General features: G+C 34.0%; 21 protein-coding genes. 7 read left to right on the top strand and 14 right to left on the bottom strand.

Features of this window, described 5'->3' with window-relative positions; genetic code table 11:
* The first annotated feature begins 10 nt into the window (after positions 1-10).
* Complete coding sequence (locus VDP25_RS07500; RefSeq protein ID WP_092466156.1) at positions 11-190, top strand: hypothetical protein; 180 nt, start codon at positions 11-13, stop codon at positions 188-190.
* Positions 178-1,833 (top strand): serine hydrolase domain-containing protein, encoded by a 1,656-nt coding sequence (locus VDP25_RS07495; protein WP_334468361.1) that lies wholly within the window; start codon positions 178-180, stop codon positions 1,831-1,833. The genes VDP25_RS07500 and VDP25_RS07495 overlap by 13 nt, the downstream gene beginning before the upstream one ends.
* Positions 1,834-1,872: 39 nt before the next feature.
* Here the strand turns inward: VDP25_RS07495 and sufD are convergent, their stop codons facing one another.
* The 10 genes from sufD to VDP25_RS07445 form a co-directional block, all read right to left on the bottom strand.
* Entirely contained in the window at positions 1,873-3,186 is a 1,314-nt protein-coding gene (sufD, locus tag VDP25_RS07490; RefSeq protein ID WP_215928263.1) for a Fe-S cluster assembly protein SufD, read from the bottom strand.
* A gap of 150 nt (positions 3,187-3,336) precedes the next feature.
* Positions 3,337-4,089: a Fe-S cluster assembly ATPase SufC gene (sufC, locus tag VDP25_RS07485; protein ID WP_215928261.1), complete on the bottom strand. Its 753-nt coding sequence runs from the start codon at positions 4,087-4,089 to the stop codon at positions 3,337-3,339.
* Between the two features lie 4 nt (positions 4,090-4,093).
* Positions 4,094-4,501: a hypothetical protein gene (locus tag VDP25_RS07480; RefSeq protein WP_334468358.1), complete on the bottom strand. Its 408-nt coding sequence runs from the start codon at positions 4,499-4,501 to the stop codon at positions 4,094-4,096.
* Between the two features lie 63 nt (positions 4,502-4,564).
* Positions 4,565-6,013 (bottom strand): Fe-S cluster assembly protein SufB, encoded by a 1,449-nt coding sequence (sufB, locus tag VDP25_RS07475; RefSeq protein WP_334468356.1) that lies wholly within the window; start codon positions 6,011-6,013, stop codon positions 4,565-4,567.
* 15 nt (positions 6,014-6,028) lie between these two features.
* Entirely contained in the window at positions 6,029-6,358 is a 330-nt protein-coding gene (locus VDP25_RS07470) for a HesB/IscA family protein (protein WP_215928256.1), read from the bottom strand.
* Between the two features lie 136 nt (positions 6,359-6,494).
* Complete coding sequence (locus VDP25_RS07465; RefSeq protein WP_215928255.1) at positions 6,495-6,734, bottom strand: hypothetical protein; 240 nt, start codon at positions 6,732-6,734, stop codon at positions 6,495-6,497.
* A 109-nt stretch (positions 6,735-6,843) separates the two neighbouring features.
* Complete coding sequence (locus VDP25_RS07460) at positions 6,844-7,905, bottom strand: cytochrome-c peroxidase (RefSeq protein ID WP_334468351.1); 1,062 nt, start codon at positions 7,903-7,905, stop codon at positions 6,844-6,846.
* Positions 7,906-7,916: 11 nt separating this feature from the next.
* On the bottom strand, positions 7,917-8,699 hold the full coding sequence (locus VDP25_RS07455) for an MbnP family protein (RefSeq protein ID WP_334468349.1): 783 nt from the start codon (positions 8,697-8,699) through the stop codon (positions 7,917-7,919).
* 3 nt (positions 8,700-8,702) lie between these two features.
* Positions 8,703-10,037: a hypothetical protein gene (locus tag VDP25_RS07450; RefSeq protein WP_334468347.1), complete on the bottom strand. Its 1,335-nt coding sequence runs from the start codon at positions 10,035-10,037 to the stop codon at positions 8,703-8,705.
* Position 10,038: 1 nt separating this feature from the next.
* Positions 10,039-11,256, bottom strand: coding sequence for a choice-of-anchor B family protein (locus VDP25_RS07445; RefSeq protein ID WP_334468345.1), 1,218 nt, complete (start codon positions 11,254-11,256; stop codon positions 10,039-10,041).
* Between the two features lie 97 nt (positions 11,257-11,353).
* Between VDP25_RS07445 and thiL the strand changes: the two genes are divergently transcribed.
* Positions 11,354-12,406 (top strand): thiamine-phosphate kinase, encoded by a 1,053-nt coding sequence (thiL, locus tag VDP25_RS07440; protein WP_334468343.1) that lies wholly within the window; start codon positions 11,354-11,356, stop codon positions 12,404-12,406.
* Here thiL and VDP25_RS07435 read toward each other — a convergent pair.
* The 3 genes from VDP25_RS07435 to VDP25_RS07425 all read right to left on the bottom strand — a co-directional run bounded on the left by VDP25_RS07435 (position 12,390) and on the right by VDP25_RS07425 (position 13,799).
* Positions 12,390-12,620 (bottom strand): hypothetical protein, encoded by a 231-nt coding sequence (locus VDP25_RS07435; RefSeq protein WP_215928246.1) that lies wholly within the window; start codon positions 12,618-12,620, stop codon positions 12,390-12,392. The two genes, thiL and VDP25_RS07435, sit on opposite strands and share 17 nt — an antisense overlap.
* An 81-nt stretch (positions 12,621-12,701) precedes the next feature.
* Positions 12,702-12,944: a hypothetical protein gene (locus VDP25_RS07430; RefSeq protein WP_215928245.1), complete on the bottom strand. Its 243-nt coding sequence runs from the start codon at positions 12,942-12,944 to the stop codon at positions 12,702-12,704.
* Between the two features lie 78 nt (positions 12,945-13,022).
* On the bottom strand, positions 13,023-13,799 hold the full coding sequence (locus VDP25_RS07425; protein WP_334468340.1) for an alpha/beta fold hydrolase: 777 nt from the start codon (positions 13,797-13,799) through the stop codon (positions 13,023-13,025).
* Positions 13,800-13,893: 94 nt separating this feature from the next.
* Here VDP25_RS07425 and VDP25_RS07420 point away from each other — a divergent pair, with 94 nt between their 5' ends.
* The gene (locus VDP25_RS07420) at positions 13,894-15,444 is read left to right on the top strand and encodes a serine hydrolase (RefSeq protein ID WP_334468338.1); all 1,551 of its coding nucleotides are present in this window, start codon (positions 13,894-13,896) and stop codon (positions 15,442-15,444) included.
* Positions 15,445-15,451: 7 nt separating this feature from the next.
* Positions 15,452-16,156: a DNA adenine methylase gene (locus VDP25_RS07415; RefSeq protein WP_334468336.1), complete on the top strand. Its 705-nt coding sequence runs from the start codon at positions 15,452-15,454 to the stop codon at positions 16,154-16,156.
* Positions 16,157-16,222: 66 nt separating this feature from the next.
* Here the strand turns inward: VDP25_RS07415 and VDP25_RS07410 are convergent, their stop codons facing one another.
* A complete protein-coding gene (locus tag VDP25_RS07410) occupies positions 16,223-17,515 on the bottom strand; it encodes an aminopeptidase P family protein (RefSeq protein ID WP_334468334.1) in 1,293 nt (430 codons plus the stop codon).
* A 427-nt stretch (positions 17,516-17,942) separates the two neighbouring features.
* On the opposite strand from VDP25_RS07410, the gene VDP25_RS07405 reads away from it, so the two are divergent.
* Positions 17,943-18,617 carry a succinate dehydrogenase cytochrome b subunit gene (locus VDP25_RS07405; RefSeq protein ID WP_215928240.1) on the top strand — a complete coding sequence of 225 codons (675 nt, stop codon included), beginning with the start codon at positions 17,943-17,945 and terminating at the stop codon, positions 18,615-18,617.
* A 13-nt stretch (positions 18,618-18,630) separates the two neighbouring features.
* Positions 18,631-20,643, top strand: a complete 2,013-nt coding sequence (locus VDP25_RS07400; RefSeq protein ID WP_334468331.1) for a fumarate reductase/succinate dehydrogenase flavoprotein subunit — start codon at positions 18,631-18,633, stop codon at positions 20,641-20,643.
* Positions 20,644-20,647 lie beyond the last annotated feature (4 nt).

The following is a 20,647-nucleotide window of genomic DNA, read 5'->3' as shown; positions in this document are numbered from 1 at the left end:
TCATTTTATCATGAAGAAATCATTTTACATCCTCGGATTCATTACTTTTTTTATTCTCGGTATTGGTGCTATGTTCGAGTTTTTAACTTGGCCATACAGAGGAATCATTGTTTTTATTGGCTTTCTCTTTCTTAATTTCGGACTGATTCCAACCTATTTCTATCAAAAATATAAGCAATGTTCAATTTAAGAAACGCGTGCTTATTGATTGGTGTATTTGTCTTTTTAAGTTCAAAAGCACAAACAAATGCAAATCAAAAAATTGATGAATTGTTAGCAACATATGTTTCTAATGATACGCCAGGATTGAGTGTAAAAGTTATAAATAAAGGAAAATCAATCTATTCTAAAGGTTTTGGGCTTTCTAGTTTAGATTATAACATTAAGAATTCTGATTCTACCGTTTTTAGTTTAGCATCCATTGCAAAACAATTTACAGCTTCGGCTATTTGGGCTTTGGCAAATGATGGTGAAATCAGTTTAGAGGATGATATTAGAATGTATTTGCCAGAATTTCCAGAGTACGAAGAAACCATTAGAATAAAACATTTACTGAACCACACGAGTGGTATTCGTAATTATATGACATTAATGTACTTGGCAGGTTTTGATTATGATACTCATTATTACGATAATAATACGGTTTTAGATTTAGCCATTAAACAGAAAAATTTAAACCATTTAGTTGGCGAAAAAGTGAGCTATTCTAATACCAATTATAATTTATTGGCTATTATTATTGAGCGTATTTCAGGGCAAAACCTGAATGAGTATTTGAAAGAGAAAATTTTGAATCCTTTAAAAATGAATTCAACTTTTGTAAGAGTTGAACATGGAAAACCCATTAGTAATAAAGCGGTTGGTTATCAAAAACATCGAGATGGTTATAGGTTTTATACAAATGACCAATTGAGTTATGGTGCAGGAAGCATGGGTTCTTCAGTAAATGATATGGCTATTTGGATGCAAATGCTGAATGACCAGATTTTAGAATTTAAATCTTTAGCGGAATTTTTAAAAACGACTGAAACACTAATTTCAGGCAAGAAAGCGAAATATGCACGTGGATTAATGTTAGATAATTATAAAGGTTATGAAACTATAAATCACAGCGGATTTGGTTTTGGTGGACGTTCACAATTAATTACAGTTCCAGAAAAGCAAATAGGCATTATAGTTCTAACTAATTCACAAGGGATAGATGCTCCAAGAATAGCGTATCAAATTTTAGATATTTTGATGAAAAATGGCGAAAGAATTAAAAATGAAAAGGAAGAGGAAATGGTATTCAAGGCACAAAATTTTAAAGAATTTATTGGCGAATACAAAGAAATTAATAGTGATATGACTATGAAAATATTTGTAGAAAATGACACGCTAAAATCAGTTGGCTCTATGGGAAGAACTGCTGCAGCTCTTGTGCAATATGACGAAAATAAATTTCATAGAACGCAAAGCCAAAATGTGAAATACGATTTTACACCTTCAGTATCTCACGATATGATTATTTCATTTGGTGGAACACCATTTTATTTTGAACAGGCTAACTTTATTGATGCTGAATCTGTTGAAGTCTCAGATTTTGTAGGTAATTTTTATTCTGAAGAATTGGATGTTGTTTATCGTTTTTTTGAAGAAGACGCAATGCTTAAATTAACTTATGCAGAAAAGGAAAACGTAAATTTACATCCTGTTCAGTTAAATCAATTTGGAAATAATGATAGAACGCTTTATCATTTTATAAAAGGTAAAAATGACACCATTACAGGTATGCTTTTATCTTGTGATGGCACTGTAAAAGAGATTGTATTTAAAAAAGAAAAGGATCGCTAAATAGCAATCCTTTTTTACATTATATTTTTTTGGTAAAACTTATAAGTCAAACCCAATATTTACACCTAATTTCTTAGCGATAATCTTAGTAATTCTATTTTTAAGTTCAGGTATTTTAACTGAATCCATAACGTTGTTACTAAAAGCAAACATTAGCAATGCTCTTGCTTCTTTTTCCGGAATTCCTCTAGAGCGTAAATAAAACATAGCGCTTTCATCTAATTGACCAATTGTACAACCGTGAGAACATTTTACGTCATCTGCAAAAATCTCAAGTTGAGGTTTAGTGTTGATGGTAGCCTTGTCGCTCATTAAAACATTGTTGTTGGCTTGGAATGCATTGGTTTTTTGCGCTAGTTTTTCAACAACAACTTTACCATTAAAAACTCCTGTTGAGCTATCGTTAAAAATACCTTTATAATCTTGGTGACTTTCACAATTTGGTTCAATATGATGCACTAATGTGTTGTGGTCTACATGTTGTTTGTTACCAATGATGGTGATACCTTTCATGGTAGAATCAATACGTTCACCGTTTTGGTAAAAGTTAAGATTGTTTCTAGTTAATTTTCCGCCAAAAGAAAAGGTATGTACTTTGGCTAAACTCTCTTGTTTTTGATTAACAAATGTATTGTCTATTAAAGAGGCGTTTTCTTTATCGTTTTGAATCTTGTAATAATCTACAATAGCACGTTTGTTTGTGAAAATCTCCGTAACAGAATTTGTTAAAACAGGATTGTCTGTTAAACTCTGATGACGTTCTATGATTTGAACATGTGCGTTTTCGTTTACTACAATTAAGTTACGAGGTTGTAACATTACGGCAGCTTCACTTCCTGTTGAAAAATGAATGATCTGAATAGGCTTATCAACGACTTTATTCTTAGGGATATTAATATACGCTCCTTCGCTTGAAAAGGCAGTATTTAAGGAAGATAAACTATCTTTTGCAGCAATTTTATTGAAATAATTATCAATAATAACTTTATATTTTGGTTTTGTTAAGGCTGCAGACATTAGGCAGACATCTAAACCGTCATGTGTAGTTTGTGATAAATGCGATGCGTATTTACCATCGATAAAGATGATTTTATAAGCATCAATTTCGTGAATAAAATATTTTTTTACATCATTAAATTCTAGCTTGTTTTCATGTTTAGGAAACACGCTATAATCGTGCTTTAAAACCGAATTCAAGGATGTGTATTTCCAGTTTTCTAATCGTTTAGTAGGAAACCCTTCAGCTTCAAAAGTCTTTATGGCTTCAGTACGAATGTCATGTATTGACGAGTGCACATCAACGGTGTCCTCAAAGGCCATAAATGACGATACTAATTTTTCTTTTAAACTCATTTTTTTAAGTCTTCAGTAATAAGTCCTCAGTCGGCAGTTCGCTCAATGGCAACTATAACTGTGAAATTAATACTTGATTTAATGTTTTTGCTACAAATGGTCACATTTGAGTAAGTTACTACTTACTGGTGGCTGACCACTGTCCACTAATTAAGCGTTAACCTCTTCTTTAATCCAATCGTAACCTTTAGCTTCTAGCTCGTGTGCTAATTCTTTTCCTCCAGATTTTACAATTTTCCCATTGTATAAAACATGAACAAAATCGGGTACAATATGATCTAATAAACGTTGGTAGTGTGTAATGACAATAACAGCGTTGTCTTTAGATTTTAATTTGTTTACACCATTGGCAACAATACGAAGCGCATCGATATCTAGACCAGAATCAGTTTCGTCTAAGATGGCTAATTTTGGTTCTAACATAGCCATTTGAAAAATCTCGTTACGTTTCTTTTCTCCACCAGAAAATCCTTCATTTAGAGAACGTGATAAGAACTTACGGTCTATTTCTAAAAGCTCAGATTTTTCACGAATCATTTTCAACATGTCTTTAGCAGGCATGTCGTCTAAGCCTTTAGCTTTACGTGTCTCATTAATTGCTGTTTTCATAAAGTTAGTGACACTAACTCCAGGAATTTCAACAGGGTATTGAAATGATAAAAACACCCCTTTATGAGCACGTTCTTCGGCGGCTAATTCTTCTATATCTTCATTGTCTAGTAAAATGTTACCTTCGGTAACTTCGTACTCTTCTTTACCAGCAATTACAGAAGCTAAAGTACTTTTACCTGAGCCATTAGGACCCATTATAGCGTGAACTTCTCCTGCTTTAACTTCTAAATTTATACCTTTTAATATGGCTTTGTCTTCTATACTTGCGTGCAAGTTATTAATCTTTAACATAGTCTTAATTTGCTAATTTTATAACGTCTTTTGATTCTGGATTAGGTGTATCTACCTTTAATATTTCTTTTATTTCTACTCTGTATTGCCAGCCTTCTTCGTCTTTAGGTTTTTCAAATTTTCTAACACGTACGGTAACCGGAACCATATCAGTAGCTTCTTTTTTAAATGGCTTTACTTGGTTCTCTAAAAGCTGTAAGTTTTCATCGATAACGACACCGTAAATTTCTGATGGTGTTTGTAAAACAGCTGCATCTGCATAATAGACGAAGTCGCCTTTAAGGGTTATAAATCCATCGTTTTGGTCGTAAGATTTTGAACGATTTTCTTCTAAGTCAACAGCTTGTTTTGTTTCGTTTTTACAAGCGAACATTACTAAAGCTAAAATAATGATAAGATTGATTTTTTTCATTTCGAAAATTTTATACTCTAAGCATTTTATCAGTACTCAGAGTGTGATGACATATTATTTTAATTATCCTACAGAACCTTCTAAACTTATTTCTAATAGTTTTTGAGCTTCCACAGCAAATTCCATTGGTAATTTATTTAAGACTTCTTTACTAAAACCATTTACTATTAGGGCAATGGCTTTTTCGGTATCAATACCTCTTTGGTTACAGTAAAATATTTGGTCTTCTCCAATTTTACTTGTGGTGGCTTCGTGCTCAATCATGGCACTTTTGTTTTTTGCTTCTATATATGGGAAGGTGTGTGCGCCACATTCATTTCCCATTAATAAACTGTCACATTGAGAAAAATTACGTGCATTATCTGCACGAGACCCAACCTGTACTAGTCCACGATATGAGTTTTGAGATTTACCAGCAGAAATTCCTTTAGATATAATCGTTGATTTTGTGTTTTTACCTAAATGAATCATTTTGGTACCAGTATCTGCTTGCTGATAATTATTTGTTACTGCGATAGAGTAAAATTCGCCTACAGAATTATCTCCTTTTAATACACAACTTGGGTATTTCCAAGTTACAGCAGAACCTGTTTCAACTTGTGTCCAAGAGATTTTAGCGTTTTTCTCACAAAGGCCTCTTTTAGTTACGAAATTGTAAACACCGCCTTTTCCTTCAGCAGTTCCTGGGAACCAGTTTTGTACTGTTGAATATTTTATTTCGGCATCATCTAGTGCAATTAATTCTACAACGGCAGCGTGCAATTGGTTTTCGTCTCTACTTGGTGCTGTACAACCTTCTAAATACGATACGTAACTTCCTTCGTCTGCAATGACTAAGGTTCTTTCAAATTGTCCAGTTCCTGCCTGATTAATTCTAAAATAGGTAGATAATTCCATTGGGCAACGAACGCCTTTTGGAATATAACAGAATGATCCATCGCTAAATACAGCGCTATTTAGTGCTGCATAAAAATTATCTTTCTGAGGTACAACAGTACCAAGGTATTTCTTTACTAATTCAGGATGCTCCTTTATGGCTTCAGATATGCTCATAAAGATGATGCCTTTTTCACCTAAGGTCTTTTTAAATGTTGTTGCAACAGAAACAGAATCTACAACAATATCCATAGCAACATTGTTCATCTTTTTTTGTTCATCAACAGATATTCCTAGCTTTTTATACATTGCTAAAAGATCCGGATCTACATCGTCTAATGTTTTATTAGGATCTACAGCAACAGGTGCCGAATAATATGCAATAGATTGAAAATCGGGTTTTTGGTAATGTACATTTGCCCATTCTGGCTCAGTCATTTCCTTCCAAGCTTTAAAAGCTTCAAGTCTCCATTCTGTCATCCATTCTGGCTCTTCTTTTTTCTTTGAAATAGCGCGAACGATGTCTTCATTTAATCCAATAGGAAATGTTTCAGATTCAATATCTGTATAAAAACCATATTCATACTCTTTGGTTTTTAATTCTTCTCTAAGATCGTCTTCTGTATATTTTGACATGTGTGTTTTAGTTTTTTAAAGTGAAAAAGATTCACCACAACCGCAAGTTCGGTTAGCATTAGGATTGTTAAATACGAAACCAGTTCCGTTTAATCCACCAGAATATTCTAAAGTTGTACCAATAAGGTATAGAAAGCTCTTTTTGTCTACAATAATTTTAATGTCATTATCTTCAAAGACTTTATCGTCTTCTACTTGGGATTTATCAAACTTTAACTCGTAAGATAAACCAGAGCAGCCACCACTTTTTACACCAACTCTAACATAGTCTGTGCTTGGGTTGAAGCCGTCATCAGTCATGAGTTCCATGACTTTCTTTTTTGCCTGATCTGAGACTTTAATCATATCGTTTAACTAGATTAGTTCTAAATAGAATGCAAATATACGATATAACAAAGGTTTTACCATAGGTACTAACATTATATTAGCATATGGTTTGATAAGATTTGGCTATCAATGCAAATGTGTAACAAAAGTGCAATTAGAAGGCTACTTTTGTTTTTGTGATACGTTTTGTAAGACGATATAACTCTTGTAGCGTATCTTTAATTTGGGTGTTAGAAAACGTATGGTTTTCAAAATTTCCGTGAACATCTGTAACCACAACTACATCGCAGTGCGAACAAGTCATTTCAATAGAGTGATCTAAATTGGTTTTTGATCTTACATAATTATGACCAAAAACGGAACACGGTAAGGTTTCTGTTGGTTTAGGTTTCATACTTAATATAGACTTAGGGATGACCAATTTATAAAACCATATTCAATTTAAGTTAAAATACCTGATTTTTCGATGAAATACATAAAAATTGTAATTTCGAAAGGTGAAATTAATTCTGATACAAGGGGTTAGTAATAAATGAAGCATCTGAAAGTGTCAATAAGAAGGCTTTTAAATCGGCTTTATCTTCATCTGTAAGCTGAACTCCTCCTTGGGTAATTTGTTTCATTAATGGGTCTATAGTTGCCGAATTTTGAAGTCCTTCACTGTAGTGATTTATTACTTCATCTAGCGTGCTAAATCTACCATCGTGCATATAAGGTGCTGTAAAAGCTAAATTACGTAGTGAGGGTGATTTAAATTTTCCGTTGTCATTTGGATCTCCTGTAACGGTTCCTAAACCTAAGTCTGTAAAAGTGGCATCTAAACCATTGTTATGGAATAAGTTATCTGTCCATAATGGGTTGCTAGGGTTGCCATGGCAATGAAAGCAATCTCCCTTATCTTCTCTTAAAAAAACATCTAAGCCGTTTAATTCTTGAGCTGTTAAAGTGGCATTGCCCAAAGTGTAATTATCAAATTTTGAATTTGCAGAAATTAAGGTGCGTTCAAATTGAGCAATTGCTTTAGTGGTTAGTTCTTTGGTTATGGTTGTTGTTTTAAAAGCCAATCTAAAAAGTTCTGGATATTCAGGATGTGCTTGTAATCTTGAGACAACATTGTCCCAATTGCTATGAAGTTCTATTGGATTTTCTACAGGTTCTTCGGCTTGTCTTTCTATGCTTAGAGCGGTGCCGTCCCAATTAAAACGTTCGTTGTAATTCCAAGCTAAATTAAATAAAGGCATAGCATTACGAGTACCAAAAACACCATCTATACCTACACTTGTTGCTGTGTTATCTGTAAAAGCATTTTGTGGTGCATGACAGCTGGCGCAAGCTTGTGTGCCATTTGAAGATAAAATAGTATCGAAAAATAATTTTTTTCCTAATGCAACTCCTTCAACTGTTTGTGGATTATTGGTTGGGATAATAGGTGGGATAATATGGTCCGAAAATATTTGTGGAATAGTTAAAGGTTGAGGTACTGGTTCATAACTTGTTGTATCATCACTGGAGCAGCTTAGACATGTGAGAATTAATGCTGATATTAAGTAGAGCCTTTTTTGCATAAAACTGTGACTTATTGACTTACTGTTCCTAAACTAAAAACACTCTGTCCGTTATCAAACATCATTATTTGTGCTGTAGAATTGGGCATGAGCATTTGGTTAAATACATTCAAATCCCAAAGATTCGGGTTTTTAAACCATTCTGCAATATTCATTTGTACTTCAATTTCGGTATTTGCCGAAATAGTTATGGTGCCTAAATCTACTGAAAAGAATGTGTCTTGCGGAAATGTTGGGTTTGTACCAGCGTTATCAACTGCTCTAATAGCGTGGTAATTGAATCCTTGTTCTTCATTAGAGGTGTTGATAAATTTACCATCAAATTGCATGTAATGATAACCGCCTCCTATCATATCTGGTACATTGAATGATGCCGAATTTAAATCGAGATAATTTTCAGTGTTGTCTTCGTTATCCAATCCAAATGTGAATGAAACATTATATGAGCCAGTAGGTATTTCGGTTGTATAGCTTAAACCGCTATTATTTGTGACATCGACTAAATTGTAGTTGTCTAAAACGATGCTTTCGTTGGTGCTGGATGTAAACGTAATATCTGAGATTATATAGCGCAATCTTTCAATGCTTAACAGGTTTCCTTTGGCATTAGTGTATTCAATGCTGTTAAAATTTGCATTAGTGATTAAAGTCCCGTCCCAGTTATGCGTAAAATTGAATGTAGCTATTGATTGCGGACTTAAATTATCATCATTGTCTTCGCTACAGGAGGTGAAACTCAAAAGTATAATTAGGGTAAGAGTTAAAATCTTTTTCATAGGTATTGCTGTTGTCATTATTTAATCAATTTTTACAATTAATAAATCTGTGAATCCTTTATTTTCTATAATATCTCCATCATTGCTTGTGCTATCTCCTACGGCAATAGTTGAGCCGTCATTAAGTTCTGCAACACTATAAGCAAAATCTATATTTGAACCGCCAATAGTAGTTTCCCATTGCAAATTACCGTTGTTATCTACTTTTAAAATCCAAGCATCGTTTTGTCCTTTGTTTTCAGAAACATCTAAATCATTACTTCGAGAACTTCCAGCTAAAATAAAACCGTTATTTTGAGATTTAACAATAGAACGGGCCACGTCAAAACTTGAACCTCCTATTGTTTTTTCCCAAAGTAAGTTGCCTTCTGGTGATATTTTGATTAACCATAAATCTGCAGCTCCTTTATTGTTAGAGATATCATTGTCATAGCTTCTTGTGTCGCCAGCAATTAAATAATTGCCATCATTAGTTGAAGTTATGGCTCTGGCTTCGTCAATTTGAGTGCCGCCAAAAGATTTTTCCCAAGCCAAATTACCTACTGCTGAAATTTTTACAATCCAAAAATCGTAAGTGCCAATGTTATTAGAAATGTCGGTATCGTCACTATCCGAGCTTCCTACTATTATAAATCCATTATCTTCGGTTTGAATAACACCATTAGGTGTGTCTGTAAAGTTGCCGCCAAAGTATTGACTCCATTCTATTGTGCCTGTTGTGTTTAGTTTTATTGCCCAATAATCTCCACCAGCATGTCTGTTTGTGTTTCTAGAGGTGTTTCCTTCACCGCCAGAAGCAGTAACGTCTAAAATTCCAGTAAGCAAATAGCCTTGATCATTGGTTTGAATAACTGAAATTCCTGAATCGGCTCCTTGAAATCCAAATGATTTTTGCCAAGATAAATTGCCGTTAGCATCTAGTTTTGCTAACCAGTAATCTTGTAATCCTGAGTTGTTATTAAGGTCTCCATCGTTACTAAAACTAAAGCCTAAAATAGCATAACCACCATCTTGAGTTTGTATGATTGAACTCCCGCGTTCATCTGCAGAGCCTCCAAATGTTTTTTGCCATTGTAAATCTCCCGAAGCATTGTATTTTAATACCCAAAAATCAAAACTTTCATTGGTTTTATCAGTAATGTCTCCATTCGTGCTTTGGGTAAATCCTAGTATGGCATAGCCACCGTCAGTAGTGGCAACAACAGATTGTCCGCTATCGTTTTTTGTGCCTCCTAAGGTTTTGATAAAACTCACATTAACAGTGGGAGTTAATGTAATAGCATTATCCTTGCTGCAACTCTCTAAAATGAGAAGAATTAAGATGTAAAATATAAAGAATTTAGGTTTAGGTAGCATTTTATTCTGTGAGTCTAACTATAAATAAGCCTCCTTCAATATCGCTTACTACAATATTTCCGCTTGCAAAAAAAGGATAGATATTCCAGGCACCATTAAATGCTGTATTGTTATTTGTAGGAAATGTATCTATATATCCTGTTTCAACCATTATTCCCGAATTAATATTAGAGATATCAACAGCTCTAATACCTGCGGAATAATTAGCAATATATAAGGTGTTGTCAATCACGTAAACATTATGGTCTATAGCAGCTGTTGGGCCTAAATATTCCATGTGAAAAGTCGGGTTGTCAAGATCTGTAAAATCGAAGACTAAAGTTCTAGAGTTTGAACCAAAATTAATTTCATCTAATTCGTCACCTAATATAAAATAGGTCATATCTTCCGTAAACCAACCTTGATGTGTGTAGCCTATGTTGCTGTAATCTATGGTTGATATTTGTGTTGGGGCATTTTTATCTGTTACATCTACAATAACGACTTCATTTTCATTGCTGCCTATTAGTATTTCTTTGCCTGTGTAATCTGTATCTGGTCCGTTATAAGTAACTACTTGAGCGTCGTGAGAGTAAGAATCATCTGCATGTCCTCCCGCTGCTGTAGGGTTTGATGGGTTTTGAATATTTACAAAATGTGGTCCTCCATTAAATGTATTGGATCCAACAATATATGCAAAACCACTATCTTCATTAATTACAATATTATGTGCGTTTCCAAATTCATTATAATTAGCATCTGCAGTGAAGGTTTGCGGAGGGTTTTCTACATTTCTAAGGCGTGTTAAATCAAAGACTTGCATGCCATGACCTGCTGCTTCGCTTACTATAAAAGCATGGTTGTTATAAACTTTAATATCGCGCCATAGACTATTGGTGGTAGCTGTTGGTAGTCTTCCTAATAAGATGGGATTTGCAGGATCTGACATATCAACAAAAGCAGAACTCGTTGTAGTGCCAATTAAGGCGTATTCTTTGCCTGTTTCTGGGTCTGTCCAGCCCCAAGAATCATTGCCTTCGGCACCAACGCCTCCTAATTCTTCAACAGAAATATGGCTCATTAAATCAAAACCGTCGCAAGGGTAGGCGCCAGCCATTCCATTGACGCAAGGAAATTGGGCTTCAGTAACAGGGTCGCTTGTTCTGGTAGTGTCGTCGTTAGAGCAATTGGTTAGCATAAATAATGCAGAAGCCATAAAAGCCCAAGTGTTAAATTTCATAATCTTTTTTTAGCAATTTAAGGAATTTTTAGTGTTGAAATAAAATTCATTTAGTATAATGTACTTCTATGTCAGAAAAGCATAATATTTTTGCATTATGATTGAAGATAAGAACCCACAGCGAACTCCTTTAAGTGAATTAGGAGAATTTAAACTTATTGAGCATTTAACAGATCACTTTAAAGTGAGTCAGAAATCAACCATCAAAGGTGTTGGCGACGATGCTGCTGTTCTAAATTTTGGAAAAAAGCAAATTGTTGTTTCAACAGATTTATTGGTTGAAGGAGTACATTTTGATTTAAGCTATGCTCCATTAAAGCATTTAGGTTATAAAGCAATAGTTGTTAACCTTTCAGATATTTATGCCATGAATGCTATGGCAACGCAGGTTACAGTTTCTATTGCTGTGTCTAATCGTTTTCCTTTAGAGGCACTAGAAGAATTATATGCAGGAATTACATTAGCGGCAAAATTTTATAATGTCGATGTCGTTGGCGGAGATACAACTTCTTCCACATCTGGATTAATTATTTCGGTAACTGCAATTGGTGAGGTTGAAAAAGGTAATGAAGTTTTAAGATCTGGAGCAAAACCAAATGATTTAATTGTGGTAACAGGTGATGTTGGTGGCGCTTTTATGGGATTGCAGGTTTTAGAGCGTGAAAAAGAAGTCTTTAAAGTTAATCCTAATAATCAGCCCGATTTATCTATGTATACGTACATTATTGAGCGTCAGTTAAAACCAGAAGCTCGTAAGGATGTAGTTGAATTATTGAAGGAGTTAGGTGTAAAACCAACGAGCATGATTGATGTTAGTGATGGAATTTCATCTGAAATCATTCATTTATGTAAGCAAAGTAAGGTTGGTGCAGATATTTATGAAACAAAAATACCATTAGATCCTCAGGTGATTTCTACTTGTGAAGAATTCAATTTAGATAGCACAACTATTGCTTTAAATGGTGGTGAGGATTATGAATTATTAATGACAATTTCCCAAGAAGATTTCCCTAAAATAAAAGGTAATCCAAACTTAACGGTTATAGGTTATATAACAGAAGAAGATAGAGGAATGCATTTGGTAACTAGAGCAGATGAAAAGATTCAGATAATTGCTAAAGGTTGGAATGCTCTTAAAAATCAAGAATAAAAAAACGTTGGCTTTTTTCTAAGCGTTTTGTATGTACACGATGTAATACAGAATTAATTTCTTTGAACTTAGGTGTTAAAGGAATAAATTTTCCATTACCATCAATGGTCATTTCAGATTTACAATTTTTGCACTTGTATTCTTTTACATGGTAAGTCACTTCTTTGGAGACCTTGTAGTCATGACCAAATAATGAGCAATAAACGTTTTTCATTAACTAGTTTTCTTATAGGGATTAGTAATCTCGTAAAGGACTGTAATATAAGAAAATTAGTTACGAAGAAGTTATTAACAATTAACAAATCGATGAACTGAGCATTTTTTGCTTTAAACGCATCGTTCTGTTGTTGTAAATGCGTTCTAGTGCCGAATTTATTTCTTGACGTTTGGCTGTTAATTCTGTAAGTCTTCCATTGCTGTTTGTTGTTAACTGTTTTTTACAGCACTTACAAGTGTACTCTTTTACATGATTGGTTACTTTTTTACTTATTTGATAGTTATGGCCAAATAAATCACAGTATAGTTTAGTAGGTTTCATACAGGTTTGTTTTACAATTTATTTTTGAATCTATGATACAAGTTTAGAAAAAAAAGACAAACAAAACGTTTAAGTGGTTTATTTTTCGACAAAGTGTATTAAATTGTAAGTTAATTCTGATTTATTTTCAATATGACTCATATGTCCTTCTGAAAATTCTATATACTCAATATCTGTACCTGTAATTTTATTAATAAGCTGCTCACCGTCTATTAAGCCGTCTTTTTTGCCAATAATAATTAATTTGTTCGCTTTGAGGTTTTTTAAAACTTCAAAACGATTGGGTCTAAGTTTCATGCCTTCTGAGGCAGCGATGTAGCCTTGAACCGGAGTTTGTAAAGCAATTTGTAAAGCGTTGTTAAACTTATTTTTAAATTTAAGTTTGCTTTCAGGGGCAAATAGATTTACAAAAGACATGCGTACTAAATTTTGAAAATTTGTTTTAGCCATGGCATTGGCTCGTGTTCGTAATAGTTTTTTTTCATCATCATCTGCTTCAAACGTAGAATTCATTAAGCATAAGCCTTTAACTAATTCGGGTTGTTTCTCTGCAAGTGCTAAAGCCACATAGCCTCCCATAGAATGTCCAATGAAATTTGCGTTCTTAATATTGTGATGTTTTAAAACCGCAATAACCGCTTCTGCCATATCCTCCATAGTATGTATATAGCCCAAACAATCCGTTTGTCCGTGGCCAAGTAAATCAATACCTATAACTTGATGTGTTTTTGATAACTCTGGAGTTATATCATTCCACATGGCAACAGTTTCAAGAAATCCGTGTAGCAAAATGATGGGGTCACCTTTGCCTTCAATGCTGTAGTAAATCTTGCTGTTTTTGTAATCTATATTCATGATTACAAAGATATATTTTGAAAGTATGCAATGCCATTATTCATTATAACATTTTAGTATCTTTGGAAACATTCAAAACTAAATTCAATATTTCATGTTTTTAAAACAATTTTTTGCCTCAGTTTTATGTTTTACAGCGCTTTTATTAAACGCTCAAATTAAAGAGCAACAACTCGATAAGCTCATAAAAGAAACTTTAACCACTTTTGATGTACCTGGAATTTCTGTGGGTATTTATAAGGATGGAGAAATTGTATATTCTAAAGGTCATGGGCTTCGTTCATTAGTGAATAAAAAAGCGATGAACGACGAAACTTTAGTTGGTGTTGCTTCAAATAGTAAAGGGTTTACCTGTTTTGCTTTGGCTATGATGGTTGATGCTGGTAAATTAAATTGGGACGATAAGGTACGCCAGCACATTCCTGAATTTCAGTTGCATGATGCTTGGGTGACTCAAGAATTTACAGTGAGAGACTTAGTAACACATCGCAGTGGTTTAGGATTAGGAGCAGGAGATTTAATGTTTTTTCCTGAAGGTAATAATTTTAGTGTGGATGATGTGATTGCGAATGTGCGCTATTTGGAGCCAGAAAGCTCGTTTAGAAGTGAGTTTCAGTACAATAATAATATGTTCATTATTGCAGGTGAAGTTTTAAAGCGTGTAAGTGGGTTGTCGTGGGAAGCGTTTATTGAAACTAAAATATTGCAACCGGTTGGAATGACGCATAGTAAAGCATCTTACAATCGTGTGACAGATAAATCGAATATTATTGATGCGCATACAATGACTGAGGGTGAGGTTATTCAAATTCCACATGACTGGAGTGAAATAGCAAATCCAGCAGGAGGTATTGTTAGTAATGTTCCAGATATGTTGGCTTGGGCAGAATTTTTAATGAATAATGCTGTTACCAAGAATGGCGAACGTCTATTAAGTGAAAAACAGTTTCATGAACTTTGGCAATTACAGACTCCTTTAAATGTAAATCCTAATGATTCTTATAATTCTAACTTTAAGGGGTATGGTTTAGGTTGGTTTGTTTCAGATGTTAAAGGTGGATATAAACAAGTTTATCATACAGGAGGTTTATTAGGGACAGTTACACAATTTACTATGATTCCGGATTTAGATTTGGGAATTGTGGTGTTAACCAATCAAATGAATGGTTCTGCTTTTAGTACTATTACTAACACAATTAAAGATTCTTATTTAGGATATGAAAACAGAAATTGGTTAGAAAAATATGGCAAAAGAAATGCAGATTATATTAAGTATAACGACAGTATAAAAAACGCTGTTTATTCTAAAGTTGAAAAGGCGAAAAAGCTAAAAACATTGCCAAAACCAGAACAAATTGTTGGAACGTATACAGACGATTGGTTTGGTGATATTGATATTTTGCATGAAGTAAAAAAAGGGTATACTATAAAGAGTAAGCGTTCGTCTAGACTTTTTGGAGAATTATTACCATTAAATGCCACTACGTTTGTTGCTAAATGGCATGATAGAAGTTATGACGCAGATGTCTATGTACAATTTACCTTTAATGAAAAAGGAGATGCTGTTTCTGCATCTATGAAGTACATAGCTCCTATTACTGATTTTAGTTTTGATTTTCATGATTTAGAACTTAAAAAACAATGATTAGTCCATGAAATACATGGGAAGCAAGGCGCGTTTTGCCAAATATTTATTACCAATACTTCTTAAAAACAGAGTTCCTGAGCAAGTTTATGTTGAGCCGTTTGCTGGAGGTATGAATATGATTGATAAGGTTACAGGTGTGAGAATTGCTAACGACCAACATGAAGAATTAATGGCGATGTGGCAAGCTTTAATTTATGATAATTGGGACCCTCCAAAATCGGTGACTGAAGAAGATTATCGTAAAATTAGAGCGCATCAAGATCAATATCCCAAACATTTGGTTGGTTATGTTGGTTTTAATTCTTTTGGTGGAAAATGGTTTTCTGGATACCGAAGAGATAAGCAAGGTAAGCGTGATTATTGGGGAGAACATTATAGAAATATTACAAAACAAATTCCAAATCTTGAAGGAGTTGTTTTGTCGTGTAAATCGTATTTAGAATTAGATATTCCAAAACAAAGTATTGTGTATTGTGATCCGCCTTATGCCTCCACAACAAAATATAGGGATGATTTTAATCACGAACAATTTTGGGAATGGTGTAGGCAGCAAAGTAAGGCCGGTCATCAGGTTTTTGTAAGTGAATATAATGCTCCAAAAGATTTTAAATCTGTTTGGGAAATGCCGGCAAAAACAACATTTTCTTGGCATGCTGAAAATTTAGCGCCTAAAACAAGTGTTGAGCGTCTGTTTGTTTTTGAAGCTTAACATAGAGGAATAAAAAAAACCTACAAGCTGTTTTAACTTGTAGGTTTTGTTTTCTAGTTTTTGAGTTTACGAATTCATAATATCTTCAATCTCTTCTACTTCAATAGGAATATTGCGCATTAAGTTGAAAGGTTCACCCTTCTCCTGAATTACAACATCATCTTCTAATCGAATGCCAAATCCTTCATCTGGAATATAAATTCCTGGTTCAACCGTAAACACCATGTTAGCTTGCATTGGTTCAGTTAAAATCCCATAATCATGTGTGTCTAAGCCCATGTGGTGAGATGTACCGTGCATAAAATACTTTTTATAAGCTGGCCAATCTTTATTTTCGTTTTGTACGTCAGCTTTGTCTAAAAGGCCTAAACCTAAAAGTTCTGAAGTCATGAGTTTACCAACTTCAATATGGTATTGTTCCCATAGTGTGCCTGGGACAAGCATTTTAGTGGCTTCATTTTTAACTCTGTTTACGGCATTGTAAACCGCTTTTTGTCTATCGTTAAATTTACCAGAAACTGGAATTGTACGCGTCATATCACTAGAGTAGTTTGCGTATTCTGCTCCGGCATCAATTAAAATTAAATCACCAGCTTTACATTGTTGGTTGTTTTCGATATAGTGTAAAACGTTAGCATTATTTCCTGATCCAATAATAGGTGTGTATGAAAATCCTTTAGAGCGGTTGTTTAGGAATTCGTGCATAAACTCTGCTTCTAAATTATATTCCCAAACACCAGGTTTTGTAAATTTTAAAACACGTCTAAATCCTTTTTCGGTAATATTACAAGCTTGCTGAATTAAATCTAATTCTATTTGGTCTTTTACAGAACGTAAGCGTTGTAAAATAGGATTACTTTTTGCTACACTATGCGCAGGATATTTATCCTTTAACCATTTGGTAAAACGATCCTCTCGGGTTTCCGTTTCTACATTCGCTCTGTAATGTTCGTTGGTATTAATGTAAATGGTGTCGCATTGCGTCATTAATTCAAACATTACTTTCTCCATGTCTTGTAACCAATATACGGTTGTAATGCCAGAAGTTTCAAATGCTTTTTCTTTAGTGAGTTTTTCACCTTCCCAAACAGCAATATGCTCGTTAGTTTCTTTTAAGAATAAAATTTCACGATGGTTTTCTTTTGGGCAATCTGGAAATAAAACTAAGATACTTTCTTCTTGGTCTACTCCGCTTAAGTAAAAAATATCGCGATGTTGTGCAAAAGGTAAAGTGCTATCTGCGCTTATTGGATAAATGTCGTTAGAGTTAAAAACAGCTAAACTGTTTGGCTTCATTTGAGCCGTAAAGTTTTTGCGGTTTTTTATAAAAAGTTGCTTGTCGATTAAATCGTATTTCATAATAGAGAATAGTTTTAAAAATTGTCATATTGAGTGTTGTTGTAACGCTCTTTTGAAAAATATAAACAGAGGTTTTTAACGTGCTTTGTGAGCTGTTTTGGCTTAAAATATATTTTAAGGCCAACAATACTCAAGCTGACATTTGATTGTTTTTCCTTGATTATCCAAAAATAAACAAACAAAACCGCTAGCAAAAGGTAAAGCTTATAATCTGATAAATTTTAAGAGACATTTATGAAGTTTCAATCTGTGTTTTTTTTATTTTGAGTTTTTTTTTCTCAGCAACTAGTAATTATTAAGTTAAGTCAAAAATATTTAGTGTAACTAGATTAAATTCATTCTAAATAAATTAATTATCTCTCAGCGTAGTTGGGAGAAAGTTAATTGTGCTGTATCTTTGTTAGACAAATAATCAACTACATATACAATGAGCGGAATTTTAAATTCTTCGATTGGAAGAAAATTTGCCATGGCACTTTCGGCACTCTTCCTAATGATTTTCTTATTACAACATTTTGCAATTAACTTATTATCTGTATTTAGCGCAGACACTTTTAACGAAGTATCGCATTATATGGGGACGTTTTGGGTAATTCAATATGTGATGCAGCCTGTATTAATTTTTGGTGTTATTTTCCATTTTGTAATGGGATTTGTATTAGAAATTAAAAACAATAAGGCAAGACAAATTACTTATGCTAAAAATAATGGAGCAGCAAATTCTACTTGGATGAGTAGGAATATGATTTGGAGCGGTTTAGCAATTTTAGCGTTTATAGTACTTCACTTTATTGATTTTTGGATTCCAGAAATAAACACAAAATATATTGTTGGTGATATGTCTGGTATGCACAATGGTGAGTATAGGTATTTTCATGAATTAGTTGAAAAATTTCATAGTCCACTTAGGGTAGGAGCATATGTTGTAGCATTTGTATTCTTAGCCTTGCACTTATTACATGGATTCAATTCGGCATTTCAATCAGTTGGAGCAAATAATAAGTACACAAAAGGCTTAAAGACTTTCAGTAAAATTTATGCTATAGGTATTCCTTTAGGATTTATTTTCATTGCATTGTTTCATCATTTAACAGGACACTAAAAAATAGCTTAATATGGCTTTAGACTCAAAAATACCAAAAGGTCCAATTAAAGATAAATGGACAGATTATAAAAATCACATAAATTTAGTTAATCCTGCAAACAAGCGTAACATAGACGTTATTATTGTTGGTACAGGTTTAGCTGGAGGATCTGCTGCTGCGACTTTAGCAGAGCTAGGATATAATGTAAAAGCATTTTGTTTTCAAGATTCACCTAGGCGTGCACACTCTATTGCAGCTCAAGGTGGAATAAATGCCGCAAAAAACTACCAAGGAGATGGTGATTCAACATACAGATTATTTTACGATACTGTAAAAGGGGGGGATTATCGTTCGCGTGAAGCTAACGTATATCGTTTGGCTGAGGTTTCGGCAAATATTATTGACCAATGTGTTGCTCAAGGTGTGCCTTTTGCACGTGAATATGGTGGCTTATTAGATAACCGTTCGTTTGGTGGTGTATTAGTATCACGTACATTTTATGCTGCAGGACAAACAGGACAACAATTATTATTAGGAGCGTATTCTGCCATGAATCGTCAAATAGGTCGTGGTAAAATCAAAATGTACAACCGTCATGAAATGCTTGACATTGTAAAAATTGATGGAAAAGCTCGAGGTATTATAACACGTAACTTAATTACTGGTGAAATCGAAAGACATTCAGCTCACGCTGTAGTTCTGGGAACTGGTGGTTATGGTAACGTATTCTTCTTATCAACTAATGCGATGGGAAGTAATGTAACAGCTGCTTGGAAAGCTCACAAACGCGGTGCTTTCTTTGCAAACCCTTGTTACACACAAATTCACCCAACATGTATTCCTGTTTCTGGAGACCATCAATCTAAATTAACATTGATGTCTGAGTCTTTACGTAACGATGGCCGTATTTGGGTGCCAAAACATAAAAAAGATGTAGAGGCAATTAAAGCAGGAACATTAAAACCAAAAGATTTAGCAGAAGAAGATCGCGATTACTACTTAGAGCGTCGTTATCCTGCCTTTGGTAACTTAGTCCCTCGTGATGTTGCATCTCGTGCAGCAAAAGAACGTTGTGATGCTGGTTATGGTGTTAATGCAACAGGAGAAGCTGTATTCTTAGATTTTGCTTCAGCAATAGAGCGTTACGGAAAAGAAACGGCACATGTTAGAGGTTTAGATGAAAATGATGCAGAGCTTGTTAAGAAGTTAGGTCAAGAAGTCATCAAAAATAAATACGGAAACTTATTCCAAATGTATGAGAAGATTGTAGATCAAGATCCATACAATACACCAATGATGATTTATCCTGCGGTACATTATACAATGGGAGGTATTTGGGTAGATTATAACTTAATGACAACCGTTCCTGGTTTATACTGTATTGGAGAGGCTAACTTCTCTGATCATGGTGCAAACAGACTTGGGGCTTCGGCTTTAATGCAAGGTTTAGCAGATGGTTATTTTGTATTACCATATACTATTGGCGATTATTTATCAAATGATATTAGAACAGGACCAATTTCTACAGATACCAAAGAATTTGAAGAAGTTGAAGCTGAAGTAAGAAAAAATATAGATCATTTAATTAACAATAACGGTTCTCATTCTGTAGATTATTTCCATAAGAAATTAGGAAAAATCATGTGGAACAAAGTTGGAATGGCACGTAATGTGAAAGGTTTAACAGAGGCTATTTCAGAAATTAAAGCACTTCGTGAAGAGTTTTGGAAAGATGTTAAAGTGCCTGGAACTAACGAAGAATACAACGAAGAATTGGCAAAAGCTGGTCGTGTGGCAGACTTCTTAGAATTAGGAGAGTTATTTGCTAAAGATGCTTTAAACAGAGAAGAGTCTTGTGGTGGACACTTTAGAGAAGATTCTGTTGAGTTAGATGGAGAGCAAAAAGGAGAAGCAAAACGTGACGATGAAAACTTTGCTTATGTAGCAGCTTGGGAATATAAAGGAGAGCCAAGTGATGCCGTATTGCACAAGGAACAATTAGAGTTCAAGGATATAGAATTAAAACAAAGATCATACAAATAAGAAA

Origin of the sequence: Winogradskyella sp. ECml5-4 (assembly GCF_036903175.1) — a bacterium.
GTDB lineage: Bacteria > Bacteroidota > Bacteroidia > Flavobacteriales > Flavobacteriaceae > Winogradskyella > Winogradskyella damuponensis.
This window is presented reverse-complemented; position numbering and strand designations above follow the sequence as displayed.